A 25275-nucleotide genomic window follows, 5' to 3' on the forward strand; every position below is an offset into this window, starting at 1 on the left:
TACTCATCATCAGGGAGGGTTCTCATGGCGGTTCCGATCAGGACCGCGGTCGCCGGGCTCTGCGCCGGGCTGGTGGCCACACTTCTCACGAGCATGCCCGCGCGGGCCGAACAACGGGACCGCGGCTGGGCTGTGTCCGCGTCGGCACACGCGCCGCGCGCGCAGGTGGCCCTGGACTCCGCCACCGGCGCCTTGAGCCTGACGGTGTCACGCGGCGGCCGTACGGTCGTCGAGCCGTCGCCCGTCGGCATCGTCACCGAACAGGCCGATCTGTCCAAGGGCCTCCGCTTCCTGCACCGCGAGAACCGGGTGATCGACGAGCGGTACCGGGCGAAGTCCGGCAAGCGGCTGGACCGCCGGGTGCGGATGAACGAGACCCGGCTGTCGTTCGCGACCGCCGCCGGTGCCCGGCTCGACCTGGTCGTCCGGGCCTCCGCCGACGGGGTGGCCTACCGGTACGTCCTGCCCGCCGGGTACGGCGATGTGCTCGGCGAGAGCTCCGCGTTCAACCTGCCGCCGGACGCGAGCGCGTGGCTCGGTACCTACCGGGCCGACAACGAGGGCCAGTTCGTCCGGTACACCGCCGCGAGCGCCCCCACCGGCGCGTACTCGAGCCAGGCGCTGTTCGAGACCGACGGCGGCTACACCCTGCTCGCCGAGTCCGACCTCACCGGCGCCTACTCCGGCGCCCGGCTCGCCCACGACCAGGGCACCGGCACCTACCGCGTCAAGCTCGCCGACGACCGGGTCAGGACCGACGGCCCCCTCGCCACTCCCTGGCGGGCCATGGTCACCGGTGATCTCGCGACCGTCACCCGCTCCACCTTCACCGACGACCTCGCCCCCGCCTCCAAGGTCGCCGACCGTTCCTGGATCCGGCCCGGCACCGCGCTGTGGACCTGGCTCGCCGGCGGCCGCCCGGCCGGCCAGAGCCTCGCCGCGCAGAAGGCCTACGTCGACTACGCCGCCGAACGCGGCTGGCCCTACGAGGCCGTCGACGCGGGCTGGTACTTCAGGTCCGACGCCTGGGACACCACCGACCCGGACTGGCAGACCAACAGCTGGATGCCTGAGCTCGTCGAGTACGCGCGCGCCAAGGGCGTCGGGATCATCGTCTGGATCCACCAGCGCGACCTCGACACGGCCGAGGAGCGCGCCCAGTGGCTGCCCACCCTGGAGCGCTGGGGTGTGAAGGGCGTCAAGATCGACTTCATGGACTCGGAGGCGCAGTCCACCCTCCGGTGGTACGACGCGATCCTCCCGGAGACCGCCGCCCACCATCTCCTGGTCAACTTCCACGGCTCCACGATCCCCAAGGGCATCCAGCGCACCTGGCCGCACGTCATGACCCTGGAGGGCGTCGCGGGCGAGGAGAAGCGGACGAACACGGCCGCCCACCTGACCACCCTGCCCTTCACCCGCAACGTCATCGGCTCCATGGACTTCACCCCCGGCGCCTTCCAGCGTGTCGGGCTGCGCCCCAACTCCGACGCGGCCGAGGTCGGTCTCGCCGTCGCCTACGAGTCGGGCCTGCAGATGTTCGCGGGCACCCCCGAGTCGTACGACGCCCGGCCGCTCGCCCGGGCCTACTTCGACCAGGTCCCCGCCGCCTGGGACGACACGCGGCTCCTGGCCGGACAGCCCGGCGAGGAGGCCGTGCTCGCCCGCCGCAGCGGCGACCGCTGGTTCCTGGGCGGGGTGTACGCCGGCCCGGCCCGCACGGCGGAGGTCCCGCTGTCCCTCTCCCCCGGCCGCTGGCTGGTCGAGACGGTCCGGGACGGCACCGACGGCCTCGTCCAGGACCGGCGGGTGCTTCGCGGTGGCGACACCCTCACGGTCGACATCACCACCAACGGCGGCTTCGCCGCCCTCGCCTGCCCCTGGCGCCCCGGCATCACCACCTGCTACCGCTGACCGGCGCCGACCCGCCGCGCCCACCTCGCCGTCCTGAACGACGGAGAGATGGGCGCGACGGGAACGTACCCGCAGAACGGAGGGGCGGTCGCTTTGGTGCGGTCGCCGACGGTGGGTGCGCGCGACGGTGCGGTCGCCGACGGTGCGTGCGCGCGACGGTGGGTACGCCGACGGTGCGGTCGCCGACGGTGCATGCGCGCGACGGTGGGTACGCCGACGGTGCGGTCGCCGACGGTGCATGCGCGCGACGGTGGGTACGCCGACGGTGCGGTCGCCGACGGTGCATGCGCAGACGGTGGGTACGCCGACGGTGCGGTCGCGCGACGGTGCATGCGCAGACGGTGGGTACGCCGACGGTGCGGTCGCGCGACGGTGCATGCGCAGACGGTGGGTACGCCGACGGTGCATGGCGCCGAGCACGACCCTGTCAGCGGCGTAGGCGGGCGTTGAGCCGGGCGGCCTGCCGCGTCAGGTGGGCGACCTCGGCGAGATTGGGCGCCTTCTGGGCCGCCTCGAGGTACAGCCGTGCCGCCGTCGCCAGGTCGCCGTCGCGCTCATGGAGGTAGGCCGCCACGGCGGTGTGGCGGGGCAGTGAGTCGTCCAGCGCGGCGAGCGCCGCCAGGCCGGCGCGTGGTCCGTCGGCCTCGCCGACGGCGACCGCGCGGTTGAGCCGGACGACCGGGCTGTCGGTCAGGCGTACGAGCTCGTCGTACCACTCGACGATCTGTACCCAGTCGGTCTCCTCGGCGGTGGGCGCGTCGGCGTGGAGGGCGGCGATGGCGGCCTGGGCCTGGAACTCGCCCAGCCGGTCGCGGGCGAGGGCCGCCTGCAGGATCGTGACCCCCTCGGCGATCATTTTCGTGTCCCACCGGCCCCGGTCCTGCTCGGCGAGCGGCACCAGGCTGCCGTCGGGCGCGGTCCGCGCGGCGCGCCGGGCGTGGTGGAGAAGCATCAGGGCGAGCAGGCCCGCCACCTCGGGGTGGTCGATCGCCGCCGCGAGCTGTCGGGTGAGCCGGATGGCCTCGGCGGCGAGGTCGACGTCGCCGGAGTAGCCCTCGTTGAAGACCAGGTAGAGAACGCGCAGCACGGTGGCCACGTCGCCGGGCTGGTCGAACCGCACGCCGGAGACGGTGCGCTTGGCCCGGCTGATGCGCTGCGCCATCGTCGCCTCGGGGACGAGATAGGCCTGGGCGATCTGGCGGGTGGTGAGTCCGCCGACGGCGCGCAGGGTGAGCGCGACCGCGGAGGACGGCGTCAGCGACGGGTGGGCGCACAGGAAGTACAGCTGGAGCGTGTCGTCCACACCGGGCGCGGGCCCGGGCACCGGCTCCTCCTCGACGAGGTCCTCACGCCGGCGGCGGGCGACGTCCGCGCGGGTCGCGTCGAGGAACTTGCGCCAGGCCACGGTGACCAGCCAGCCCTTCGCATCCCGCGGCGGGTCGGCCGGCCAGACGCGGACCGCCTCGACGAGCGCGTCCTGCACGGCGTCCTCGGCCGCCGCGAAGTCGGCTCCGCGGCGGACGAGGACGGCGAGCACGCTCGGCGTGAGGCTCCGGAGCAGGGCCTCGTTCATCGACGAGGTCACTCCGTGATGGTGGGCGACACGCCGTAGAAGGGGCGCAGCTCCAGCCACTCATGGATCGGCTTCCCGCCCGCTCCGGGGGCGGCCGACAGTTCCCCGGCCAGTTCGACGGCCCGCTCGTAGCTGTCGACGTCGATCACCATCCAGCCGGCGATGAGGTCCTTGGTCTCGGCGAACGGGCCGTCGGTGACGGGCGGGCGCCCCTCACCGTCGTACCGGACCCAGGTCCCCTCGGGGGCGAGCGCCTGGCCGTCGACAAACTCTCCGGTCTTCTCCAGCCGGGCCGCGAAGTCGTTCATGTACTGCACGTGCGCCGAGATCTCCTCCGGCGTCCACTGGTCCATGGGCACGTCATTGACGGCAGCCGGGGCGCCTCGGTAGTGCTTGAGCAGCAGGTACTTGGCCATGGTCGGTCTCCTCGGTACTGGTGCGACCCATTGTGGTCGCGTTCACAGCGGGGACGGAGCCGGCCACGCGTTCTCGACATCACCGCCCGATTTTTTTCGGCTCTTGTGGATGAGCGGTGCTCGGGGAGCCGAAATGGGAGCGGCGCCCACGGGTTTCGCGGTGGCGGTGGCGGTGAGCTGGTGCTGTAGCCGGACCTTGGCCAGGCCGTAGTACCGGCATGGGCGCAGGCCGAAGGCGCGCGGGCAGAGGACAGGAAACCCATCCTCTGGCCGCCAGTCGTCGCTGCCTGAAATCACTGATCCGTGTAGCGAGCCGCAGGGGCGGGCCGGAAGCCGCCCGCCATCACCATGGCCTCAGCGGCGAGCAACGCGTCCAGAGCGGAGTCCTGTTCCTCCAGGCCAGGGACGCAGACGGTCTCACCGAGACGCAGACCCGCGAGGCTGGCCGAGGCCACGTCCTCGGGCAGCATGGCCCGGGGGTTGCCGCGTGAGACGCCACCGTTCCACTCCGTCGCGACAATGCTGGGGCACACCACCTGGACACGGACCGGGGTATCGGCGAGTTCACCGGCGAGCGTGCGCGTGAATCCCAGGGTGGCGGTCTTCGCAGCGACGTAGAGCGTACGCCGGGGCGCTCGCGCGGGCGCGTCGTCCGCACCGCCGACGCCGCCGAGGGTGCTGCCCGCGCTGAAGGCGAGGAGCGAGGCGACGGTGACGACGGCGCCTTCGCCCGCCGCGAGCATTCCGGGAAGTGCGGCGCGGACCAGCTGAATGGGGGCGACGGCGTTGAGGGTGAGCAGGCGGTCGATCTCGGCCGGGTCGACATCGGTGAGCGGGGCGTAGCCGCCGGCGCCGGCGTTGCTGATCAGCATGCGTACGTCGCCGGCGGCCAGGCGGTCGGTGACAGCGGCGATGCCGTCGTGGGTGGCGAGGTCGGCGGGCAGCACCTCGACGCTCGCTCCTTGGGCGCGGAGTTCCTCGGCGAGGTCGGCGAGCCGGTCGGCGCGTCGCGCCACCAGGACGAGGTCGTGGTCGTCTGCGAGAAGACGGGCGTAGGCGGCGCCGATTCCGGAGGAGGCGCCAGTGATCAGAGCGATGGTGCGAGTCATGGGACCAGTGTCTGCAAACGCTGGGCTCATGTCAAACGTTTGATGCTCATGAAGTGTCGTACCCTTCTCCTGTGATACGGAACAACGAGGAGCCCGTCGGGCTCGACGCGCTTGACCGGGTGACCTGGGCGTTGCGCCGCGCGGAGCTGGCGGTGCAGACACTCAAGGAGCAGCGGCTGCGCCCCCTGGGCCTGGCGGCCTCGCACTACACGCTCCTGATCTCGGTGCACGCCGAACCGGGCCTGACCGGCGCCGAGCTGGCCCGCCGCCTCAACGTCACCCCGCAGGCCGTCGCCTCACTGGTGGCACGCCTGGAGAGCCGCGGACAGTTGGAGAGACGCGAGCACCCGCGTCACCGGCACGTGCAGGAACTCCACCTCACCGACGCCGGGCGGGAGGCGCTGCGCGCGGCCGACAAAGTGATCTCCGACATCGAGGTACAGATCACCGATGGTCTCGGCGCGGAGGAAGGCGCGCAGCTACGGGCGTTGCTCGACCGGGTGGCCGAGACGGTTCGCGAGGACCGACCCAGCGGTCCCGCCGGCTGAAAGTGTCGCCCCGCGAGCGGTGGCCTCCCTGGTGACCCACGGGGACGACCGGAGGCCGTCTCCTCCACCGACTGAACCTGCGCCACCGCCACGTGCGGAGCTCCACACCGTGGCTCACCGATCCGTTGGACGGTGCCTCGTCGCCGGGCGGGCTGGTGCACCGCTGTGCGGCGGGGGCCGCGCTCGCCGAGGTTCCCGCGGCCGGTCTGCTGCTGGCTCGCGGCCTGCGCCATCATCCCGTGCCGCGCGAGCGGGCCCGACGGATACGTCGTCCGTCCTGTGGCGAGTTCGGCCGCCGTGCTGCTCTGCTTCGGTAGCCACGCCGAGCGTGCCGCACAGCGCGGGGGCCGGCTCGACGAGGAACGGATGGGCGAGGCCGGCCGGGAGATCGCCGCCGGCCACGACATCCACCGTACGCCGACCGCATCCAAGGCGGCCTTGAACGTCCCGGCCCTTCTTCGACCACGGCGGGCGACGACGGGCGTCACCCCACGGTCGCTGCCGTCGACAGCGGCGTACTGCGGTCGTGGTACGCGCAGTGACCGCCGTGGGGCGACGCAAAAGCCGACCGTTTCGCAAGAACCTTGAGGCCTGGAACAGCCCGGAGGTGGATGGTGATCGAGGTGAACGACCTCAGCAAGAGATTCGGGGACAAACTCGCGGTCGATGCGCTGAGCTTCACCGTGCGTCCTGGCGTGGTGACGGGCTTTCTCGGGCCCAACGGCGCGGGCAAGTCGACCACGATGCGGATGATCATGGGCCTTGACCGGCCGTCGTCCGGGACGGTCCTCGTCAACGGTCGCCCGTACGAGCAGCACAACGCACCGCTGGAGACGATCGGGGCGCTGCTGGAGGTGGGGCAAGGTGGTCGTCTTCGCCGTGGTGAGCTTCGTGCTCATGTTCGTCGCGGTCCTAGGGGCTTTCCTCGCCGGTCAGTCGGTCCTGTCCTCCCGCGATATGGACACCGCCGCGCTGTCCGATCCGGGGGTGTTCCGCGCGGTCGTCGGCGCGGCGGTCTACCTGACCGGTGCCGGGCTGATCGGTCTGGCGGTCGGCGTCCTGCTGCGCAACACCGCCGGGGCGATCACCCTCGTGGTGGGCGCGCTGTTCGTGGTGCCCGGCCTGATCCAGCTCCTGCCCAGCAGCTGGAACGACGCCATCGGCCCGAACCTGCCGTCGAACGCGGCGAACGCGGTCATGTCCGTGCAGACGAGCGGTGACTCACTGTCACCCGGGTCCGGACTGGCGGTGTTCGCCGTGTACCTCGTCGTGCTCCTGGCCGGCGCGGCCGTCCTGCTCAAGCGACGCGACGCGTGAGCCCGGTTGCCGCGGGCACCCCGCCGGCCCGCTCGTACGCCTTCGGTCGTGCGGACAGGCGGCCGCATCCGCCCGAAACCGAGGATCTGTATCCCGAAACCGAGGATCTGTATCCCGAAACCGAGGATCTGTACAAGGAACGGTGAACCCGTGATCGGACCGGCGTCGCTGCGACAGGTGACCGGCGCCCACCCGCGCCTGCTGGATGCCGCCCTCGCCACCCTCGTGGGCGGTGCCGGGATGCTTCCCCTGCTGTTCGGGCAATGGCCCGACGGCGAACAGCCGACAAGGGCCGACGCCGTCGCCGCCGCAGTCGCGTTCCTGCTTCTGCTGGCCCGCCGCCGGACACCGCTGCCCGTCCTGGCGCTGACCGTGCTCGGGGAGGTGGCCTTCACCGTCCTCGCGTCGTATCCGTCGCGGGTGCTGAAGATCGCCGCGTTGATCGCGGTCTACACGGTGGCCCGCACGGTCCGCCGGCGCATCGCCTTGATCGCCGTCTCGGGCACGGCCCTCACTCTGTACGCCGTCATCACCTACGCGACCGATTCCGCCTCCAGCCCGGAGGCCGGCGCCGTGTTCGCCTGGACCGGGATGTTCGCCGCCGTCGGGGCCACCGTACGCACCTGGCACGACTACGTCGCCGCGATGGAGGAGCGAGCGCTACGGGCGGAGGCGAGCAAGGAAGAAGAGGCCCGCCGCCGGGTCGCCGAGGAACGGCTGCGCATCGCCCGGGAACTCCACGACGTGATCGCCCACCACATCGCCCTGATCACCATTCAGGCGGGCGTCGCCGGACACTTCCTGCGTGACCGGCCGGACCAGGCCGACGCGGCGCTCGCCCACATCCGCGACGGCGGCCGCACCGTCCTGGACGAACTGGGCTCGCTGCTGCGCGTACTACGACAGTCCGACGACGAGTCGTATGAGACAGACGAGACAGATGAGATGAACGAGGCGCAACCGACCGAACCCGTCCCCGGCCTGTCCCGCCTCGGACGGCTCCTCGAATCGCTGACCGCCGCGGGGCTGAGCGTCCGCCACCGGCAGACCGGCCATCCGCGCTCCCTGCCGACCGCCATCGACATAGCCGCCTACCGCGTCATCCAGGAAGGGCTGACCAACGCCCACAAGCACGGCGCAACCGCCGAGGCGGACCTGCTCGTCGACTACGGCACCGACGTACTGCGCATCCGGATCACCAATCCCCCGCGCTCCGGCGCGACGCCGGTCCTGGCCGCGCCGGGCACCGGACACGGGCTGACGGGCATGCGCGAGCGCGCCCACGCGGTCGGCGGCAGCCTCCATGCCGGAATGGACACCGGCGGACGTTTCCTCCTCGACGTGCGCCTCCCCCTGCCCGAAACCGGACCACCGACCGACGCCCGCCCATCGGATCGCTCCCGCCCGGCCCCGCGCGCGACCGCCGCCAAGGGGAGGCAGCGATGACCATCCGCGTTCTGCTCGCCGACGACCAGGCCCTCGTCCGCACCAGCTTCCGCCTGATCATCGAGTCGGAGCCCGACCTGGAGGTCGTCGGAGAGGCGGCGACGGGCGCCGAGGCGGTCAGCCTGGCCCGCGCCACCCGTGCCGACGTCGTACTGATGGACATCCGGATGCCCGACCTGGACGGCCTCGCCGCCACCCGCGCCATCTCGGCGGACGAAGACCTCGCGGGCGTACGGGTGCTGATCCTGACGACTTTCGAAGCCGACGAGTACGTTTTCCAGGCGCTGCGTGCCGGGGCCAGCGGCTTCCTCGGAAAAGGCGTGGAACTCTCCGACCTCCTCGACGCCATCCGTCTGGTCGCCCACGGAGAGGCACTGCTGTCCCCCAGCGCCACCAAGGCCCTCATCGCCCACTACCTTTCCACACCCGACAGGACGAGCACCCCGGCCCCGGCGCTGACGAGTCTGACCGCACGCGAACGCCAAGTGCTCGTCCTCGTGGCCGCCGGCCTCTCCAACGACACGATCGCCGAACAGCTCCACATCTCCACCTCGACCGCCAAGACCCACGTGAACCGCGTGATGGCCAAACTCGGCGCCCGCGACCGCGCCCAACTCGTCGTGATCGCCTACCAGACCGGCCACGCCCACCCCGGTGCATGACCCGACCGCACACCACTCGGCGCGCGCCGATTGCCCATCGGTTGCCGGGCGGCGTCTGTGCGGGGTTACGGCGCCGCCGCCAGGCCGGGCAGAGACTGCGCGGGATGGTGGATGGGGCCGGTGCCGTGCGACAGGGGCAGGCCCGTGCCGGACGTCTGTCTGCGGTGGCAGCACGCTTCATCGCGGGCGGCTGGGGCGGCTCCGGTCGTGTCGCCGTACACCAGTCGCTGTGCCCCCGTTCAATCCCAGCGGTCGCGCCTTCGCGTAGCCCCCTGAGGGGAGAATCGCTCCCCCGGAGAACGGTAGGGAGGGGACATTTCCTTACCCCTCACAGCGCGCTCTTCCGATGCGAAGCTCGGTCACGCACCGAGCAAGGCATTCGAGGAGCCCCGTCGCCATGTCCCCTTCCGGCCGCCCCATGGTCGCCATCGCCTTCCCCCCCGGGCTACGGCCACACAGCCGTCACCGCCGAAGCCGTGGCGCGTGGCGCCGAGGGAGCCGGTCCCGAAGCGCTCCGCAGGTCGGACATCGCCACCGCGGAACACCTGGGGGCACGTCGCGCGCCAGGCCGCGATCTTCCGCGCCGGGCGGGCCCGCCCTCACCGCCTGACCACACGACTACGCGGACGACGAGGGCCACGTCTTCGTGTACGGGCGCTACCACGCCGAGACGAGGACCGGGAACACGGCCGACGTCCGGTTCATCCACCTGTGGACCGTCCGCGACGGCAAGGCCGTGAGTATGCGGCAGGCCGCCGACAGCCACGTCCTCCAGGAAGCCCTCAAGGGCTGAGCCCCCACCTATCAGGAGCCACCCATGGCGAAGATCCTCTTCGTGATCACCGCGTCCGACCACTGGACCCTGGCCGACGGAACCCGGCAGCCGGCCGGCTTCTGGGCCGAGGAAGCGATCGGCCCGTACCAGGTCTTCAAGGAGGCCGGATACGAGATCGCGGCGGCGACACCCGGCGGTGTGCCGCCCACGGCGGACGCGCTCAGCCTCAGCCCGGAGTTCAACGGCGGCGAGGAAGGCGCGGAGCGCATGCGGACCGCGCTGCGCGAGGCCACCGAGCTGGCGCATCCGATGCGCATCGAGGACGTACGCATCGACGACTACGTGGCCGTCTTCTACCCCGGCGGCTGGGGCCCGATGGAGGACCTGCCCGACAACGCCGCCTCCGGCAAGCTGCTCACCGAGTGGCTCGCCTCCGGCAAACCGCTGTCCCTGGTGTGCCACGGCCCCGCGGCGCTGCTGGCCACCATCGGCCCGGACGGAACGTCCCCGTTCGCCGGCTACCGGCTGACCGGCCTCTCCAACGCCGAGGAGAAGCTGAACGGCCTCGCGGACCGCGCGAAGTGGCTGCTGCAGGACCGCCTCGTGGGCGAACTCGGCGCGGACTACCGCGAGACCGAGCCGTTCACCCCGCACGTCGAGGTCGACCGCACCCTGCTCACCGGCCAGAACCCGGGCTCGGCGGTCCCGCTGGCCCAGGAGCTGGTCAAGGCACTGGGCTGACGCCACCGCTGTGTGCTCACTCGGCGGCCCGCATCTACGTCGAGTGCGTAGGGGCCACCGAATCCTGTTGCCTGGCCGCACGGGTCGGACCGTGGGATTCTGAGGCGTCAGCCGAGCCGAACGTAGCCAAGTGATCCCTCCCCCCACTCTCACGATGCCGGGTTTCTGTGCGAGGCTGGAGATCTGGAGATCATGAACCGCGACCCGCATCTCGATGAGCTGGGTGAGTTCCTGAAAGCCCGCCGTGCCGAGCTCAGTCCCTCCGACGTCGGACTCCGTGGCGGACAACGGCGGCGTGTGCGCGGTCTGCGCCGTGAGGAAGTAGCCCTTCTCGCCGCGATCAGCACCGAGTACCCCCGGTGATCGAAGCGACATGATCGCCGTGCTCCGTGGCGCCGTCGACCGCGGGGTCACGTTCTTCGACACCGCTGAGGTGTACGGCCCCTACGTCAACGAGGAGCTCGTCGGAGAGGCCCTCGCTCCGGTCCGTGACCAGGTGGTGATCGCCACGAAGTTCGGATTCCGCATCGAGAACGGTGCGTCAGTCGGACTCGACAGCCGACCCGAGCAGATCCGTGCCGTCGCCACGGCCTCCCTCGAACGGCTCGGGGTCGAGAGGATCGACCTGTTCTACCAGCACCGCGTGGATCCCGAGGTGCCGATCGAGGACGTCGCCGGCACGGTGGCCGAACTCGTGCGGGAAGGCAAGGTCCGCTGCTTCGGGTTGTCGGAGGCCAGTGCGGAGACCATCCGCCGTGCTCACTCCGTCCACCCCGTCGCGGCGGTGCAGAGCGAGTACTCGCTGTGGACCCGAGATCCCGAACCAGAGGTCCTGCCGACGTGCACGGCGCTCGGCATCGGATTCGTACCCTTCAGTCCGCTCGGCAAGGGGTTCCTGACCGGAGCGGTGGACGCTTCGACGTCCTTCGCGGCCGACGACGTCCGCACCACCATTCCCCGGTTCACGACCGGGAACCGGGCGGCGAACCAGGCTCTCGTCGAGCACATCGCCACGCTCGCGCAGGCCAAGGACGCCACACCGGGGCAGGTCGCACTCGCCTGGCTGCTCGCACAGCATCCGTCGATCGTTCCCATTCCGGGAACGCGGCGCGTCACGCGCGTCGACGAGAACATCGGCGCCGCTCAGCTGCCGCTGTCCGCCGACGAACTGTCAGACCTCAACGAACTCGCCGGTCGGGTCGGGGTGCGGGGAGACCGCTACAACGAGCACCACATGTCGCTGCTCGACAGGTAGCCGGGATGGGATGGCTTCCTCCTCAAGGAAGCCATCCCACGCGTACGGCCGCGGCGCCGGTGAGAGTGAAGGGCGCACGACCATCCGGGCGTCGACCGCGTGGCGCGCCGTCGACCGTGGTGTGTGTGGTGTGCCCTGAGAGCTTGTGACGGCTCACCCGTGAAGGAGACACACGGCATGTTCGGACAGTCGCAGGCGTTCAGCGGCTTCGCGGTCGACGACCTCGGCGAGGCCCGCAGGTTCTACGGTGAGACCCTCGGTCTCCAGGTGGAGGAGACCGGGCAGGGGGACATGAGGATGCTGACCCTCACACTCGGCAGCGGCGCGCGTGTCTTCGTTTACCCGAAGGAGACCCACACCCCCGCGACGTTCACGATTCTCAACTTCCCCGTGGACGACATCGAGGCCGCCGCCGATGAACTGGGGCGGCGCGGCGTGAGCCTTGAGCGCTATCCCGGGTTCGACCATGACGAAAAGGGCGTCGTCCGGGTCGGTGACGGCGGCCCTGCGGCGATCGCCTGGTTCACCGACCCCGCCGGGAACGTTCTCTCCGTGCTCCAGGAGCATTGACGATCGGGGCCCGGTCCGGCATCGCTCGGATGTCGCCGCTGTCGTGCGAGTGGCGTCCCGGGCGGCGGGCACGCGTGCTGTGGGTGGAGCGCGCGTGCCCACCGGGGAAGCGCTGCGGGAGCTCTGAGCGATCGGCGTCACCGCGCCGGCCGGGACATCGGGTTCAGGAGAGGTCGAACCGGTCGAGGTTCATCACCTTGTCCCATGCGGCCACGAAGTCACGCACGAACTTGTGTCCCGCGTCCTGGGACGCGTAGACCTCCGAGACGGCTCGCAGCTGGGAGTGAGAACCGAAGATGAGGTCGACCGCGGTAGCGGTCCACTTGAGCTCGCCTGTGGCACGGTCCCGGCCTTCGAACACGTTCTCGTCCGAAGTCGACGCCTTCCACTCCGTGCCCATGTCGAGCAGGTTGACGAAGAAGTCGTTGGTCAGTGTCTCCGGCCGGTGAGTGAAGACGCCGTGTGAGGATCGCTTGTGGCCGGTTTTCAGGATCCGCATGCCGCCGATCAGCACCGTCATCTCGGGGGCGGTCAGCGTCAACAGGTTGGCGCGGTCCAGCAGGAGTGTCTCCGGCGACAGCTTCTCTCCCGCGCGGACGTAGTTCCGGAATCCGTCGGCCCTGGGTTCGAGCACGGCGAACGACTCCACGTCCGTCTGCTCCTGCGAGGCGTCCGTGCGCCCCGGTGCGAACGGGACGGTGATGTCGTAACCGGCGTTCTTCGCGGCTTGCTCGACGGCCGCGCACCCGCCCAGGACGATCAGGTCGGCGAGCGAGACCCTCGTGCCGCCGGCATGTGAGAGGTTGAAGTCCTGCTGGATCTGCTCCAGCTTCTGCAGCACCTCGGCCACCTCGGGCAGGTGGTTGACCTCCCAGTCCCGTTGCGGCGCGAGGCGAATCCGTGCCCCGTTGGCCCCGCCGCGCTTGTCGGTGCCGCGGAAGCTCGCCGCGGACGCCCAGGCGGTGGTGACCAGCTGGGAGATGGACAGTCCGGAGGCGACGATCCTGCTTTTGAGAGCAGCGATGTCCTCGTCCACGACGAGTTGGTGATCGACCTCGGGGACGGGGTCCTGCCACAGCTGGGGCTCGGGAACCCACGGGCCGAGGTAGCGCGTGACGGGTCCCATGTCGCGGTGCAACAGCTTGTACCAGGCCTTGGCGAAGGCTTCCGCGAGCTTGTCCGGATTCTCGTGGAAGCTCTTCGAGATCGGTCCGTAGACCGGATCCAGCTTCAGCGCGAGGTCCGTCGTCAGCATCATGGGAGCGTGCCTCCTCGACGGATCATGAGCATCGGGCACGGTGCCCTTGGCCGAAGGATCCGTGGGAGTCCACTGCTTGGCACCGGCGGGGCTCGTCGTCAGCTCCCATTCGTACCGGAACAGGTTGTCCAGGTACCCGTTGTCCCACCTGGTCGGCTCGGAGGTCCATGCGCCCTCGAGCCCACTGGTGAGCGCGTCGGCGCCCTTGCCGCTGCCGTACGTGTTCCGCCAGCCGAGGCCCTGCTGCTCGACGGGTGCGGCCTCTGGTTCCGGGCCGATGTGCGCGGGATCGACCGCACCATGGCACTTGCCGAACGTGTGGCCGCCGACGATGAGCGCGACCGTCTCCTCGTCGTTCATCGCCATGCGCCCGAATGTCTCGCGAATGTCCCGGGCGGCGGCCATCGGATCCGGGTTGCCGTTGGGCCCCTCCGGATTGACGTAGATCAGTCCCATCTGCACGGCACCGAAGGGAGCGGCGAGTTCCCTGTCACCGCTGTAGCGCTCGTCTCCGAGCCAGATGTCCTCGGGCCCCCAGAAGATCTCCTCGGGTTCCCAGATGTCCTCTCGCCCGAATCCGAAGCCGAACGTCTTGAATCCCATTGATTCCATGGCACAGTTACCGGCGAAGACCAGCAGGTCGGCCCAGGAGATTTTCTGGCCGTACTTCTGCTTGACCGGCCACAGCAAACGGCGCGCCTTGTCGAGGCTGGCGTTGTCCGGCCAACTGTTGAGGGGGGCGAAGCGCTGAGCGCCGCTGCCGCCACCGCCCCGGCCGTCGGCGACACGGTACGTGCCCGCGGCGTGCCAACTCATCCTGATGAAGAGCGGCCCGTAGTGGCCGTAGTCGGCAGGCCACCAGTCCTGTGACGCCGTCATCACCTGGAAGACGTCCTGCTTCAGTGCGTCGAGGTCGAGGGTCGCGAACTCTCTCGCGTAGTCGAAGTCCTCGTCCATCGGATTGGAGCGGGACGAGTGTTGGTGGAGAATTTGAAGGTCCAGCTGATTCGGCCACCAGTCCCGGTTCGTCCTGGGCCGAGTCGGCGTGGGGGTCGGAGAGGCGATTGCCGGGTTCTCGCTTTCGCTACCGGACACGTCGTCCTTCTTTCTGTCTCGGTGATTCCACGCACCATGCCGATGAATGTGATGTCGGCGTCCGTATGGTCGCGCACCGCAGACGGCACCGCTACGAAACACGCAGAGCACCCCCGCATGGCCTTACGTCGATGCTGCCGTACCGGCGCACGGCCACCTCCTGCTCGACAGGACCACACACTCTCGAGCATTCCCGCAGGTCAGCGCAGCCAGCCGCGCGGCTTCAACAGCACGGGCGGCAGTTCCGGAGCCGGTAGCGGATCACCGTCATACCCCTTCACCTCACCGAATCGCCGCCCCTCCGTCCAGTCCTGACGCGCCTGCACGATCTCAGCAACCTTGAGTTCCGCTGTCCTGGTCCGTGCGATGGGGTCGTTTTTCAAGGAGTGCGAGCATCCGCGGTCGCGGTGGTCGAAGTGTCCCCACCCGCTGCGTGGGCTGCGGGCACTTCCGCACCGACGTGTCCCACCTCCCCGATCTGGAGGCTCACCTCGCTGATCTGCCGCGCAGTCGGGAACGGCTCGCCGCGTTCAGCGCCGACACCTGGGCCAGGGACGAGGCGATGCCATCCGACGAGGAAAACACTCGTTTTCTGCACCGCGGTGTTGACCGCCTCCAGGCCCGAGGCACCTGGCATCGGCACTGCCCCGCTTTCCCCCCAGCCGCCCGGCTGCCGGCCCTGCAGTGCGCCCTACGCGCCGACGCCTGCGGCCAGGTCCGGCTCCCGGCAGGCCTGCTGCACGGCATGCGCCTGCAGGGACGCCAGGAACTGTGGCAGGAACTGGCCCAGGACCGGTAGCCGGGGATGCCGGTCCTGAAGTCGGCACCGGTGCGGTGAATCTGCTCGATGCCACAGTCCTGGACCAGGCACCCGGCCGCAGCGCGCGCCGCCGCGCCGCTCACTGGGCGCTTCACCGCGTCCGGACATGCTCGAGTAGAACAGCCCGCTCCGGCTATCCGTACTATCTCCAGAGCAGGGCACTGTGCACTGGATATCGCTGCCGCCCCGCAGGCACCGGCCTGGGAAAGCACACTTGTGTGGCAGGCCCTTCAACTCCGGCCTTGAGCCGGGAAAGGTTGTGCACCCATGTCCGAGAACGTTTCCGCCACCGAACTGACATCGCAGTACAGCGCTCAAGTGAGTGCGGACCTCGAACGCAACGCCAAGGAGCAACAACGGATCGGCGCGGAAATCGCCGCGTTGCAGGAGCAGTTGGCAGCCCATCAGCGTGACCACGCGGTGCTGGTCAGCATCCAGCAGGCGATCGACGCGGCACCGGCTTCCGCAGAGCCTGCGGCACCGTCGGACAGCACCACGGTGCCCGCCCCCCGCGGAACGAAGAAGACCGCCGAATCCGGCACAGGCAAGCGGGCACGGACGAAGAAGACCGCCCCCGCACCCCGTCGTGGCACGGCCGGGAAACCGGCCGCCGAGAAGGACGCCGGCAAGGCAGAGTCCGTGAAGACGGCGCAGCCGACGCTGGTCGAGCTGATCCGTGGCCATCTCTCCGAGCAGAGCGAGCCGCGCTCGGCAGCGGAGATCGCCGCAGACCTCGGCCAGGCTCATCCTGACCGCAGCGTCAAGACGACCGTGGTGCGCACCACCCTCGAAGGGCTGGTGGCCAAAAGCCAGGCGCAGCGCAGCAAGCAGGGCTCGTCCGTCTTCTACACCGCTTCTGCAGCGCCGGAGCAGGCGGCAGCGCTACAGGCTGAGGAGCAGCCCGCACCAGCCGACGCGTGACACCACTGCGGCACAGCCGTGCCGGCCGCTGTGGTCCTGGACGGACGTCGGGCGGTCTACCGCGCGATCGGCTTCAGCGGAGAGCCCCGGTCTCACCGGTCCGGGCTCTCTTGCGCACCGCCAGCAGCTTCTCCGAAGGATGGGTGACGCAACCCGGCCGACCGGCCGTGCCGTGCCCTGCGGCTCCCGGCTCGCCTACTACTGGCCAGCAATTCGGCGAGGACCGGACCGACCTGGTCAGCCAGAGGGCCGGCCGGGCGGCGCGCATCCGCCCGGGACTTGACACCGCCCGGGCATCGAACGCAGCCAGGCCCTTCGACAGCAACGGCGGTCATCCAGTGTGAGGGGCGGACACCGCACGGTTCACGCCCGGCGCGGGGATGGCTCTCCCGGACCGTTTGGTGTGTCATCTCTCGAGGAGAATCTCTGTGCGGGCGCCGCCTTCCCAGCGCTCTACCCGAAGCACGAGGTCCGCAGCGTCAGACACGGCGTAGGCGACGGTCAGTTCCACTACGGCGTCCCGGCGCGGGCCGCGTTGTCTGCGCCATCTGCCGTAGGGGTATTCGTCGATGTCGACGAATACGTCGCGTCCGCGCCTGGGCGAGTACGGAGGAGGCCTCAGCATGCTGCCCGTGTTGTAGGGGGCCAGCTGCACGTTCTTGCCGTGGCGCCGTAGGAGTTCGGCGGTGTCGAGGCACAGGACCAGATGCGGGTGAGAGCGGTATTGCCGGGCCCGGAGCAGCCGGGAAAGACGTTCGCGGGTAAGCCAGAAGAAGACCCTGCCGTTGAGCAGAGCCAGGTATTCCTGGGGGTGGTTCCGTCCGTCAGGCCCTGCTCGAGGTACTTCAGGGGCAGCTGATCGCGTACGACGGCAGGAGCGAGTCCGGAACGGGCCAGGACAATCGAGGAACGGCGCCCTCACTGTCGGCGCCGAGGGGCATACGGCATGTCCGCACTCGTACTTTGCACGCCTGTATAGGGGCTGCCCAGAGGTGGTCGGTGGGCTGCTGCAGTCAGCGCGGGCGCCAGGTGCGCACTCCGAGGTGGATGATCTTCGAGACCCCCGGTCCGGGCGGAGCGCCGTACCGAGGCGGCGGCGGATCTCCGCCATCTCCCGCCGCCTGCCCACGAACGTGGTGAAGGCCGCAGGGAGGTATCCCTTCGAGGCATTCACCCCTCTCACCTGGCGGCACGGCTCGAGAGGGGAGTTACGCTCACGCTTCACCGCCCTGCGCGTGCGGCCCGCGGGCAAGGCGGTCGAACGTCCGATCAGGGCCGCCGCCTCAGCCGAACAGGGCTGGTGGGACGGGATCCTGCCCGACTGCCGGCTGCTGATCGCCGCTCATGCCGAGGGAGGTGTCTGCGGCGGAGTCCTGCCACCCGCAGAGAACCCTTCGCCCCAAGGGGCCGCACCCATGAACGCCGGTCCGGCCGGCCCGAGGGCGACCGGATACAGTGCGCGGGACGGCAGCTTGGTCAGGGAGGGGAAACGTGACCGACACCAGCAACACCCGACCCGCCGACAGCGAAGCGCAAGCTCCGCGGCAGAGCCGACTGCACCGCCTGATGCGCTACCTCCCCCTCATCGCCCCCGTCCTGCTGTGGGCCGTGCCCTGCTGGGTGCTCCTGCACACCGGCCAGCACTGGCCGCTGCCCGTCACGCTGGTCGGCACCGCCCTGTTCGCCCTCGGCCTCGTCGGTATGCCGCTCGCGATGGTGCGCGGCCACGGTCGGCGCCAGCAGGACCGGGCGGCGATCGTCGGTGACACCCTGCTGGGCACCAGCTGGGTTCTGTTCACCTGGTCCATTCTGCTCGGCGTCCTCTTGCGGTTCGCCCTGACCGTGGCTGGCGTCGGCGAGAGTCAGGACCGGGCCCGAATCGTCACGTGGGCCGTCCTCGGCAGCACCGCCGTACTGCTCGCCTGGGGGTACGCCGAAGCCCGCCGCGTGCCGCGCGTGCGCCGACTCGACGTGCAACTCCCGCGGCTGGGTGCCGGGTTGGACGGCATCCGTGTCGTCCTCATCACCGACACCCACTACGGCCCGCTCGATCGCACTCGCTGGTCGGCTCGGGTGTGCGAGACGGTGAACACTCTGGAAGCCGACCTGGTCTGCCACACCGGCGACATCGCGGACGGCACGGCCGAACGCCGCCGCGCCCAGGCCGTCCCGCTCGGTACCGTGCGGGCCACCCGGGCCCGTGTCTACGTCACCGGCAACCACGAGTACTACAGCGAGGCCCAGGGCTGGGTCGACCTGATGGGCGAGCTGGGCTGGGAGCCGCTGCGCAACCGCCATCTGCTGCTCGAACGCGGAGGCGACACCCTCGTGGTCGCCGGCGTGGATGACGTCACCGCGGAGTCCTCCGGGCTGGCAGGCCACCGCGCCCACCTCGCCGGAGCCTTGAACGGCGCCGACCCCGACCTACCCGTCCTGCTCCTGGCACACCAGCCCAAGTTCGTCGACCGGGCGGCAGCCGACGGCATCGACCTCCAGCTCTCCGGCCACACCCACGGCGGCCAGATCTGGCCCTTCCACCACCTGGTCCGCATCGACCAGCCCGCCCTCGCCGGCCTCAGCCACCACGGCCCCCGCACCCTCCTCTACACCAGCCGCGGCACCGGCTTCTGGGGCCCGCCGTTCCGCGTCTTCGCCCCCAGCGAGATCACCCTGCTCGTGCTCCGCTCCCCGCACCTGCCCCCCTCGATGTAGCACTCGACGGGCCGACACATCCGCTTGGAGTAGTCCACGAGCCGAGGGAAGCGGCGTCGACACGATTGACGACCGAGTGCTGCGGAAGCCACTCATGCCATGCGCCCCCGGCAGTGATGCTGTCGCCCAGGAAGACGACCGCTCCGGGCAGAGGTGGCAGTTCCTCGAACTGGGACACTTTCATTTTGTGCGCAGGCTCCAGGAACTTCTGAGTGATGAGCTTCTGCAGGAGTGGCATGTGGATCTCGGTTCTCTGCGGTCAAAGGGTTCGGCAGCAGCGTCGCGCCGGTCATCGGTATACCCCGGAGCCACCGGCAACGTAGATGGACTGAGCGGTGAGATAGGTCGAGTCATCGCCCAGCAGGAAGGACACGAGGGCGCCGACGTCCTTCTCGGTGTCGCCGATCCGCTTGAGCGGTACGGCGTCCACGGCCTGTTGGGTGCCAAAAGTCCCGCACATGCGTTGAGCTGGGCGTTCGCCAGACTTTCGTGATCTTCGTCAGGCTGTGTCGCGGTACTCGTGGATGAGTCCGCTGAGGACGTCGTGGCGCTGGATGTGTTGGGCGGGGAAGGGGATGACGTCCGGATCGTCGGCTGGTGCGCGAAGGTGCAGGGCCCGGTGCGGCCTTCCGGAGTTGTAGTGCTCGGCGTATTCGGCGAGGACACGCCGTGCGTGTTGCTCGTTGTAGATCAGCATCCGGTCGGTGCACTCGGCCCGCACGCTGCGGATGAACCTCTCCACGTGGGCGTTCATCCGCGGTGTCTGTGGCGCGCTCTTCAGGATCTCGATGCCGTCGGCGGTGAAGACGGCGTCGAACGCCTGGGTGTAGCGGCTGTCGCGGTCGCGTAGCAGGTAGCGGAAGCCGGCGGCGCGGTCTGCGAGGTTGGCGAGGAGGCTCCTCGAGAGCTGGGTGGCCCAGGCTGCGGTCGGGTGGGCGGTGACGCCGAGGATGTGCACGGTGCGGGTGCCGACCTCCATGACCACGAAGGCGTACAGCCTGGTCAGCGCGGCGGTGTCCACGTGGAAGAAGTCGGCGGCGAGCAGGCCGGAGGCCTGGGCGCGTACGAACTCGCGCCAGGTCGGGGCGCCGCGGCTTCGTCTGGGTGCGGGGCCGAGGCCGGCGCTGCGCAGGATGCGTCGGATGGTGGAGGCGCCGACGCGGTGGCCCAGGCGCCGCAGCTCGCCCTGGATACGGGTTGAGCCCCAGGTCGGGTTCTCGCGGGCCAGGCGTAGGATCAGGGCGGTGAGTTCCTCGGAGATCGGCGGGCGGCCGGTCCGTGCGGGTTTCTGCTTCCACTTCCAGCGCAGTAGTCGCCGGTGCCAGGTGAGCAGGGTGCCGGGTGTGAACAGGCGGTGTCGGCGCAGCCGGGAGGGTAGGTGCCGGGCGAGGGCGGCGAGCACTGCGCGGTCCGGCCAGGTGAGGTGTGGCCGGACGCCGAGCTGGCGGCGCAGCACCGCGTTCTCACGGCGCAGCGCGAGCAGCTCGGCGTCCTTGGTCTGCTGCGAGCGGGAGAGCAGCAGGAGCAGTCCGAGGAGTCGGAAGAAGACCAGGTAGAGCATGCGCAGTGCCATGGGGTCCGAGCTTGTCGTGATCGCCCGGAGTCGCAAAGTGCCTGGTCAGATGCTGTACGTCACTTCTGGAACCCTACAGGCACAGTGACCGACATCTGCTACTACGGCCACGACACCATGGTCACCGTGACCGTCGAGGGCCACGAGACCCCGGTCGGCGTCCGGGTCGCAGGCCCCCTGTCCCTCCGCCCGGGAGAGGAGACGGGTGTCCTCGTCGTGGGCGCGGCCGCCCTCCACCCGTAGCGACGGGTCCCAGGTCGTGCTGGGGCGGGCAGCCGATGTCGAGACCGCGGCCACGGCGCTCGGTGCGCCAGGCGGGCAGCACTAATTTGATCAACGCCCAGCAGGCATCGGAAAGGCGCGAGGACAGGTCCGGGCGGAACCCGGTCAGGACGATGACCTCGTCGACCGGGTCGAGTCGCTGGCGACAGTGCGATCCCGCCGGTCCGCGGCCGGGTCGGGGTTCCACGCCGCAAGCCGGACTCGCTGTTAGCTGATCGGGGCTACGACCACGACGTCTACCGCAGACCAGGTTCCGCCCGTGGCATCGTGCCGGCCATCGCCCGCCGGGGCGCTCAGCACGGCACCGGCCTGGGCACATACCGGTGGGTGATCCAGCGGACCAACCCGCCTGGCTCCACGGCTTCGGACGCCTACGGGTCCGCTGGAAACGGCGAACCGACATCCACGAAGCGTTCCCGAAACTGACCTGCAGCCTGATTACCCACCAACAACTCAGCTCATTGAGTCAGCTGGTTGCAACTCACAGAATTGAGCGGTCGAGAGACCGCTCCGCGTCAGACATTCGGAACAGGGTTTCGAAACGGCCCGATCCCGAAGGCGTCACTTCGGCCAGTTGCATACGCACCCGGCCACCCGTGCAATCCCTTCACTCACACGGATTTCATCAGCACTGGTTCATCTGAACTGGTTTATCTGGAATCTCAGATAGTGCTGCATCAGTCCCGTGAAGGGCCTTCAAATGAAGGGCTCTCAAATGAGGGCCCTCAAAACGCAACAGCCGGATTCGCGACAGTCGGATTTCATCGCAACCGGTAGCGCCACGCACAACCTCCATGACACGATCCACCTTGCGCGCGCTCCACCGACGTGAGGCACAGAAAGGCCATGCCGAAGTGACAGAGCCAACTCCCCCCCCGGACGCCATACTTTGAGCTGCGAGTGGGCACCCTGCACGTCAAGGCGGGGCGGCCCCGACGTTATCCACGTGCGACCGAACGTTTCCTGACCAGGGTCGTAACCTCCGTGCTTATTGCGGGCGTCGGCTCAGCCATCACGTGGCTCGCGACGCAGAGATAGAGGTCAATCCCCCCATCGCCGCCTGGATAGGGCCGACCAGGGGCCGGTGTGGTGGGGGTCGAGCCCACGCTCCAGGCCATTTTCCGAGGCCCCCAGGGCGTGAGAGTCGGGCCGGGTGCACTCCGCATACCGCACACGGGAGAGTGGTCCCGACCAGATCTCGAACCGGCGGCCCTCCGCTCGCCAGGCGGACGCTTTGACCAACTGAGCTACGGGACCAGGGCCGGTCGGGTGCCGGTACCAAACCACGCTCACCACACGGGGAGGGTTCTCCACCCCATCGCCGAACGGCAGACACACGCCAAAGCGCTCCACGGCACCCAGCGTGCTGAATTTGTGTCGCGCATCGACCACATCTGCGGCCGTGTCGGGGGCGTGCCAGGTGATCTCCGTCCACCTGCACGGTCAGCAAATGCATGCGTGCAGGAAAACACGTGGGCCGCTTGTTCCCGACTTCGCCCAGACACCCACAACTTCCAGGTCATCACCATTTCAGGGCAAGGACCGGCTCCGTAAGGCGACCATCGGCCGGAAACCTCGCCAGGAGAGCTACTCCTCGTCCGATTCATCAGGCTCGAGCAGCTTGTCGTAGGCGCTCAGGAGCCCTTCGATGCGCTGGTTATTGACGGACTGTCGGTCGTACAGGCACTTCGCGTACCGGCTCAGAAGGACCTCGACGCTGTTCCCCGCCCGCTGGGCGACCTCAGCCGGATCCGCCCCGGCACACAGCCACGTTGGCGCCGGACTGCCGAGGCGGTCGATGTCACCGATAACCTGCAGTGATGCGCGAAGTGGCGCAGCTTTCACCTCCGCCTACGCACGATTGGCCTCGTCATGCGAGACGTCGGACCGGCCGAGGATTCGGCGCCTGACGGCGTATGCTGACCAGTGCGCGCTCAGGGCGCGACCGGTCCGCGGAAAGGGCGAAGCCCACCTGATGCTCATAGCTCTGCGCAGCCATCCTCTTTTCCGGCCTGATCAAGCGGACACCAGGCAGATACGGAAGGGAGGCCCTCGTGCCCGTTCACCGACTGCCCGACCAGCCCAGCCTGGAGCGTCTGCGCAAGCAGGCCAAGGCTCTGCTGCAGAATGTGCGGGCGGGGATTCCGAGCGCGCTCGCGCTGGTCGCGGAATTCCATCCGAGGCCGCCCGCGGCGCTGAAGCTGTCCGACGCGCAACTGGTCACCGCGCGCATGTACGGCTTCCCCAGCTGGCCCCGGCTGAAGCAGCACCTCGACATCGTGGAGCGCTTCTCCCGCTCGCCTCACCAAGTCCCGCCCGGTGAAGACCTTCCCCGGGAGTTCCTACGGCTCGCCTGCCTCACCTATGGCGACGACTACCCGGGCCGCACCGGCGAGGCCGACCAGCTGCTGACGCGCCATCCCGAGCTGGCCACCGCCGACGTCTTCACGATGGCCGCCACCGGCTCGACCGAACCGCTGGCCGCGGCGCTGGCGGCCAGCCCCGGCCTCGCCCGGTCCCAGGGCGGACCCTTCGGCTGGGAGCCACTGCTCTATCTGACCTACGCGCGCCTGGCGGCCCCCGGTGACAGCGTGGCGTCCGCCCATCTGCTGCTGCGCCACGGCGCCGATCCGAACGCCGGCTTTCTGTGGGACGGGCTCCCCCCGCCGTTCACCGCGCTCACCGGTGCGTTCGGGGGCGGCGAAGGGCACCAGCCGCGTCACCCCCGCAGCATGGAGCTGGCCCGACTGCTGCTCGAGGCCGGCGCCGATCCCAACGACCACCAGACGCTGTACAACCTGGGCCTCGGCGGCTCGTTCGCCGACGACGAGGCCGGCACCGCCCACCTCGAACTGCTGCTGGAGTACGGCCTAGGACAAGGCAACGGCGGGCCCTGGCGGACCCGGCTGGGCCCGGCCCTGCGGTCCCCACGTCGGCTGCTGCCCGAAGAGCTAGCCACCGCCGCTCTGCGCGGTGGCCCGCGCCGTGCCCGGCTGCTTCTGTCACACGGCGCCGAGGCGGAGGGCCGTGGCGAGCATCCGGCCTACGGCGGCCGCACCCCGTACGAGCTGGCGCTGCTGCACGGGCACACCGAGGTCGCCGAGATCCTCGCCGCGGCAGGCGCGACAGCAACTCTGGACGGGATGGACGCGTTCGCTGCGGCCTGCATGAGCGCCGATCACGAGGCGGTGGCCGCCTTGGGCCCCAAGGCCCTCACACGGGCGCTAGCCGGACACCCCGAGCTGATCAACCATGCGGCCGAGCACCGCAACCCCGCGGCGGTCCGGCTACTCGTTGGGCTTGGCTTCGACGTCAACCACCGCGGCCGGGCCACCCCGCTACACGAGGCCGCCTGGAACGACGATGTGGAGACAGCCCGTGTACTGATCGAACTCGGCGCCGACCCCACGATCGAGGACACCGAACATCACGCCACCCCGCTCGGCTGGGCCGAGCACGGCGGCAAGCGCCATATGGAGTCGTATCTCAGACCGCTGGCTCCCCGGACCTGACACAATCCGGTACCCACCCGGCCCTTCACCCGAGCGGTCCGGGTCTCATCGGCGGGTACGGAGGCGACGGTCGTCGGTGTCGGCGAAGCCGTGGGTAACGGGCTGCCGTCGCCGGAGTTCAGTGATGCTCCAATGACGGCGGCAGTGGCGAACAGACCACAGCTCCGCCGGGCGGCGAACAAGGCGGTCAGCACGCCGGTGTCACTGCCGGATTCGGTGGCGACCGGCAGCGAGGTGACCGCGTCCTGGGAGAAGCCGCCGAGGTTGGCGGCGATGCCGTGCGCGCCGAAAGCGGTGGCGAATCCGGCCGCGTACAGCGGCCACATCTGCCGCGCCGGTGCCGCCTGAGCCTTCACATCCGTCGCCTGCGTCATCGGTCGCCCTCTGGTGTCTCGTGCAGGGCGCGGAAGAAACGCTCTCTGTAGTCCTAGCGTCACAGCCTGCCCCTCGGCAGCCCCGGTCAGCTCGATCGCCCGCGCGATGCCGTCAGCGAAGACCGGCACATCCGGTACGGCCCACACGCCCTGCCAGAGCGACAGCGCGCCGATCTTGCGCAGCTCACGCCAGACGGTGACTCGGTGCCGGGACGGCTCTGCTGCCAGTTTGATGACGAGGACGAGCCAGCGGCCGTCTGATGGAATGGCTGACACACCATAAAAATGCAGCAGTATTTTATATACCGCGTGCCCGGGCCCCGGCATCCCACCGTCGCTCGCCGCGCAACCTTTCCAGCCCGCACGGCTCGTCGATCTCGGCGACGGTCTTACTGGCGGAGC

At 69.7% G+C, this 25275-nt stretch carries 22 protein-coding genes, 1 tRNA gene and 6 pseudogenes; 17 read left to right on the plus strand and 12 right to left on the minus strand.

Annotation, left to right across the window (positions count from 1 at the left end; genetic code table 11):
- Positions 1 to 24: 24 nt before the first annotated feature.
- A complete protein-coding gene (locus tag JIX56_RS03190; RefSeq protein ID WP_257537231.1) occupies positions 25 to 1914 on the plus strand; it encodes a glycoside hydrolase family 97 protein in 1890 nt (629 codons plus the stop codon).
- A gap of 427 nt (positions 1915 to 2341) precedes the next feature.
- On the opposite strand, the gene JIX56_RS03195 is transcribed toward JIX56_RS03190, so the two are convergent.
- The 3 genes from JIX56_RS03195 to JIX56_RS03205 all read right to left on the minus strand — a co-directional run bounded on the left by JIX56_RS03195 (position 2342) and on the right by JIX56_RS03205 (position 5012).
- Complete coding sequence (locus JIX56_RS03195) at positions 2342 to 3487, minus strand: RNA polymerase sigma factor (RefSeq protein WP_257550709.1); 1146 nt, start codon at positions 3485 to 3487, stop codon at positions 2342 to 2344.
- An 8-nt stretch (positions 3488 to 3495) separates the two neighbouring features.
- A complete protein-coding gene (locus JIX56_RS03200; protein ID WP_257537232.1) occupies positions 3496 to 3903 on the minus strand; it encodes a YciI family protein in 408 nt (135 codons plus the stop codon).
- Between the two features lie 293 nt (positions 3904 to 4196).
- Entirely contained in the window at positions 4197 to 5012 is an 816-nt protein-coding gene (locus JIX56_RS03205; protein ID WP_257537233.1) for an SDR family NAD(P)-dependent oxidoreductase, read from the minus strand.
- 71 nt (positions 5013 to 5083) lie between these two features.
- Between JIX56_RS03205 and JIX56_RS03210 the strand changes: the two genes are divergently transcribed.
- From JIX56_RS03210 to JIX56_RS03255, 10 genes and pseudogenes are all read left to right on the plus strand, one after another.
- Positions 5084 to 5560, plus strand: a complete 477-nt coding sequence (locus tag JIX56_RS03210; RefSeq protein WP_257537234.1) for a MarR family winged helix-turn-helix transcriptional regulator — start codon at positions 5084 to 5086, stop codon at positions 5558 to 5560.
- Between the two features lie 611 nt (positions 5561 to 6171).
- A pseudogene (locus JIX56_RS47905) lies at positions 6172 to 6321 on the plus strand (ATP-binding cassette domain-containing protein); the annotation flags it as partial.
- A gap of 103 nt (positions 6322 to 6424) precedes the next feature.
- Positions 6425 to 6877 (plus strand): hypothetical protein, encoded by a 453-nt coding sequence (locus JIX56_RS03220; protein WP_257551542.1) that lies wholly within the window; start codon positions 6425 to 6427, stop codon positions 6875 to 6877.
- 150 nt (positions 6878 to 7027) lie between these two features.
- Positions 7028 to 8323, plus strand: coding sequence for a sensor histidine kinase (locus JIX56_RS03225; RefSeq protein ID WP_257537235.1), 1296 nt, complete (start codon positions 7028 to 7030; stop codon positions 8321 to 8323).
- Positions 8320 to 8985 carry a response regulator gene (locus JIX56_RS03230; protein WP_257537236.1) on the plus strand — a complete coding sequence of 222 codons (666 nt, stop codon included), beginning with the start codon at positions 8320 to 8322 and terminating at the stop codon, positions 8983 to 8985. The genes JIX56_RS03225 and JIX56_RS03230 overlap by 4 nt, the downstream gene beginning before the upstream one ends.
- 646 nt (positions 8986 to 9631) lie before the next feature.
- Complete coding sequence (locus JIX56_RS03235) at positions 9632 to 9778, plus strand: hypothetical protein (protein WP_257537237.1); 147 nt, start codon at positions 9632 to 9634, stop codon at positions 9776 to 9778.
- Between the two features lie 24 nt (positions 9779 to 9802).
- On the plus strand, positions 9803 to 10501 hold the full coding sequence (locus JIX56_RS03240; RefSeq protein WP_257537238.1) for a type 1 glutamine amidotransferase domain-containing protein: 699 nt from the start codon (positions 9803 to 9805) through the stop codon (positions 10499 to 10501).
- Positions 10502 to 10693: 192 nt separating this feature from the next.
- Positions 10694 to 10855: pseudogene (locus JIX56_RS03245) on the plus strand (transcriptional regulator); the annotation flags it as partial.
- A 19-nt stretch (positions 10856 to 10874) separates the two neighbouring features.
- A complete protein-coding gene (locus tag JIX56_RS03250; protein WP_257537239.1) occupies positions 10875 to 11756 on the plus strand; it encodes an aldo/keto reductase in 882 nt (293 codons plus the stop codon).
- Between the two features lie 177 nt (positions 11757 to 11933).
- On the plus strand, positions 11934 to 12326 hold the full coding sequence (locus JIX56_RS03255) for a VOC family protein (protein WP_257537240.1): 393 nt from the start codon (positions 11934 to 11936) through the stop codon (positions 12324 to 12326).
- Positions 12327 to 12489: 163 nt separating this feature from the next.
- Here JIX56_RS03255 and katG read toward each other — a convergent pair whose 3' ends face one another.
- A complete protein-coding gene (katG, locus tag JIX56_RS03260; protein WP_257537241.1) occupies positions 12490 to 14679 on the minus strand; it encodes a catalase/peroxidase HPI in 2190 nt (729 codons plus the stop codon).
- Positions 14680 to 14879: 200 nt separating this feature from the next.
- A pseudogene (locus tag JIX56_RS03265) lies at positions 14880 to 15011 on the minus strand (pirin family protein); the annotation flags it as partial.
- 128 nt (positions 15012 to 15139) lie between these two features.
- On the opposite strand from JIX56_RS03265, the gene JIX56_RS03270 reads away from it, so the two are divergent.
- Entirely contained in the window at positions 15140 to 15478 is a 339-nt protein-coding gene (locus JIX56_RS03270) for a hypothetical protein (protein WP_257537242.1), read from the plus strand.
- A gap of 288 nt (positions 15479 to 15766) precedes the next feature.
- Positions 15767 to 16420 (plus strand): BlaI/MecI/CopY family transcriptional regulator, encoded by a 654-nt coding sequence (locus JIX56_RS03275; RefSeq protein ID WP_257537243.1) that lies wholly within the window; start codon positions 15767 to 15769, stop codon positions 16418 to 16420.
- Between the two features lie 406 nt (positions 16421 to 16826).
- Here JIX56_RS03275 and JIX56_RS47910 read toward each other — a convergent pair whose 3' ends face one another.
- Positions 16827 to 17531: a DUF7002 family protein gene (locus tag JIX56_RS47910; RefSeq protein WP_443032020.1), complete on the minus strand. Its 705-nt coding sequence runs from the start codon at positions 17529 to 17531 to the stop codon at positions 16827 to 16829.
- 380 nt (positions 17532 to 17911) lie between these two features.
- Here JIX56_RS47910 and JIX56_RS03280 point away from each other — a divergent pair, with 380 nt between their 5' ends.
- Positions 17912 to 19132, plus strand: a complete 1221-nt coding sequence (locus tag JIX56_RS03280; RefSeq protein ID WP_257537244.1) for a metallophosphoesterase — start codon at positions 17912 to 17914, stop codon at positions 19130 to 19132.
- Between the two features lie 289 nt (positions 19133 to 19421).
- Here the strand turns inward: JIX56_RS03280 and JIX56_RS03285 are convergent, their stop codons facing one another.
- Positions 19422 to 19592, minus strand: a complete 171-nt coding sequence (locus JIX56_RS03285) for an SDR family oxidoreductase (protein WP_257537245.1) — start codon at positions 19590 to 19592, stop codon at positions 19422 to 19424.
- 39 nt (positions 19593 to 19631) lie between these two features.
- Positions 19632 to 20705 (minus strand): integrase core domain-containing protein, encoded by a 1074-nt coding sequence (locus tag JIX56_RS03290; protein ID WP_257537246.1) that lies wholly within the window; start codon positions 20703 to 20705, stop codon positions 19632 to 19634.
- Positions 20706 to 20789: 84 nt separating this feature from the next.
- Here JIX56_RS03290 and JIX56_RS03295 point away from each other — a divergent pair, with 84 nt between their 5' ends.
- A complete protein-coding gene (locus JIX56_RS03295; RefSeq protein WP_257551543.1) occupies positions 20790 to 20948 on the plus strand; it encodes a hypothetical protein in 159 nt (52 codons plus the stop codon).
- Positions 20949 to 20958: 10 nt separating this feature from the next.
- On the opposite strand, the pseudogene JIX56_RS03300 reads toward JIX56_RS03295, so the two are convergent.
- Positions 20959 to 21096: pseudogene (locus JIX56_RS03300) on the minus strand (IS5 family transposase); the annotation flags it as partial.
- 41 nt (positions 21097 to 21137) lie between these two features.
- On the opposite strand from JIX56_RS03300, the pseudogene JIX56_RS03305 reads away from it, so the two are divergent.
- Positions 21138 to 21448, plus strand: a pseudogene (locus JIX56_RS03305) (IS5/IS1182 family transposase); the annotation flags it as partial.
- A gap of 721 nt (positions 21449 to 22169) precedes the next feature.
- Here the strand turns inward: JIX56_RS03305 and JIX56_RS03310 are convergent.
- Positions 22170 to 22244: transfer RNA gene (locus JIX56_RS03310), tRNA-Ala, on the minus strand.
- A gap of 330 nt (positions 22245 to 22574) precedes the next feature.
- Positions 22575 to 22772: pseudogene (locus tag JIX56_RS03315) on the minus strand (tyrosine-type recombinase/integrase); the annotation flags it as partial.
- A gap of 269 nt (positions 22773 to 23041) precedes the next feature.
- On the opposite strand from JIX56_RS03315, the gene JIX56_RS03320 reads away from it, so the two are divergent.
- Positions 23042 to 24499, plus strand: a complete 1458-nt coding sequence (locus JIX56_RS03320) for an ankyrin repeat domain-containing protein (protein ID WP_257537247.1) — start codon at positions 23042 to 23044, stop codon at positions 24497 to 24499.
- Here JIX56_RS03320 and JIX56_RS03325 read toward each other — a convergent pair.
- A complete protein-coding gene (locus JIX56_RS03325) occupies positions 24415 to 25200 on the minus strand; it encodes a Chromate resistance protein ChrB (protein WP_257537248.1) in 786 nt (261 codons plus the stop codon). The genes JIX56_RS03320 and JIX56_RS03325 overlap by 85 nt on opposite strands.
- Positions 25201 to 25275 lie beyond the last annotated feature (75 nt).

It is taken from the genome of Streptomyces sp. CA-210063 (assembly GCF_024612015.1).
Taxonomy (GTDB): domain Bacteria; phylum Actinomycetota; class Actinomycetes; order Streptomycetales; family Streptomycetaceae; genus Streptomyces.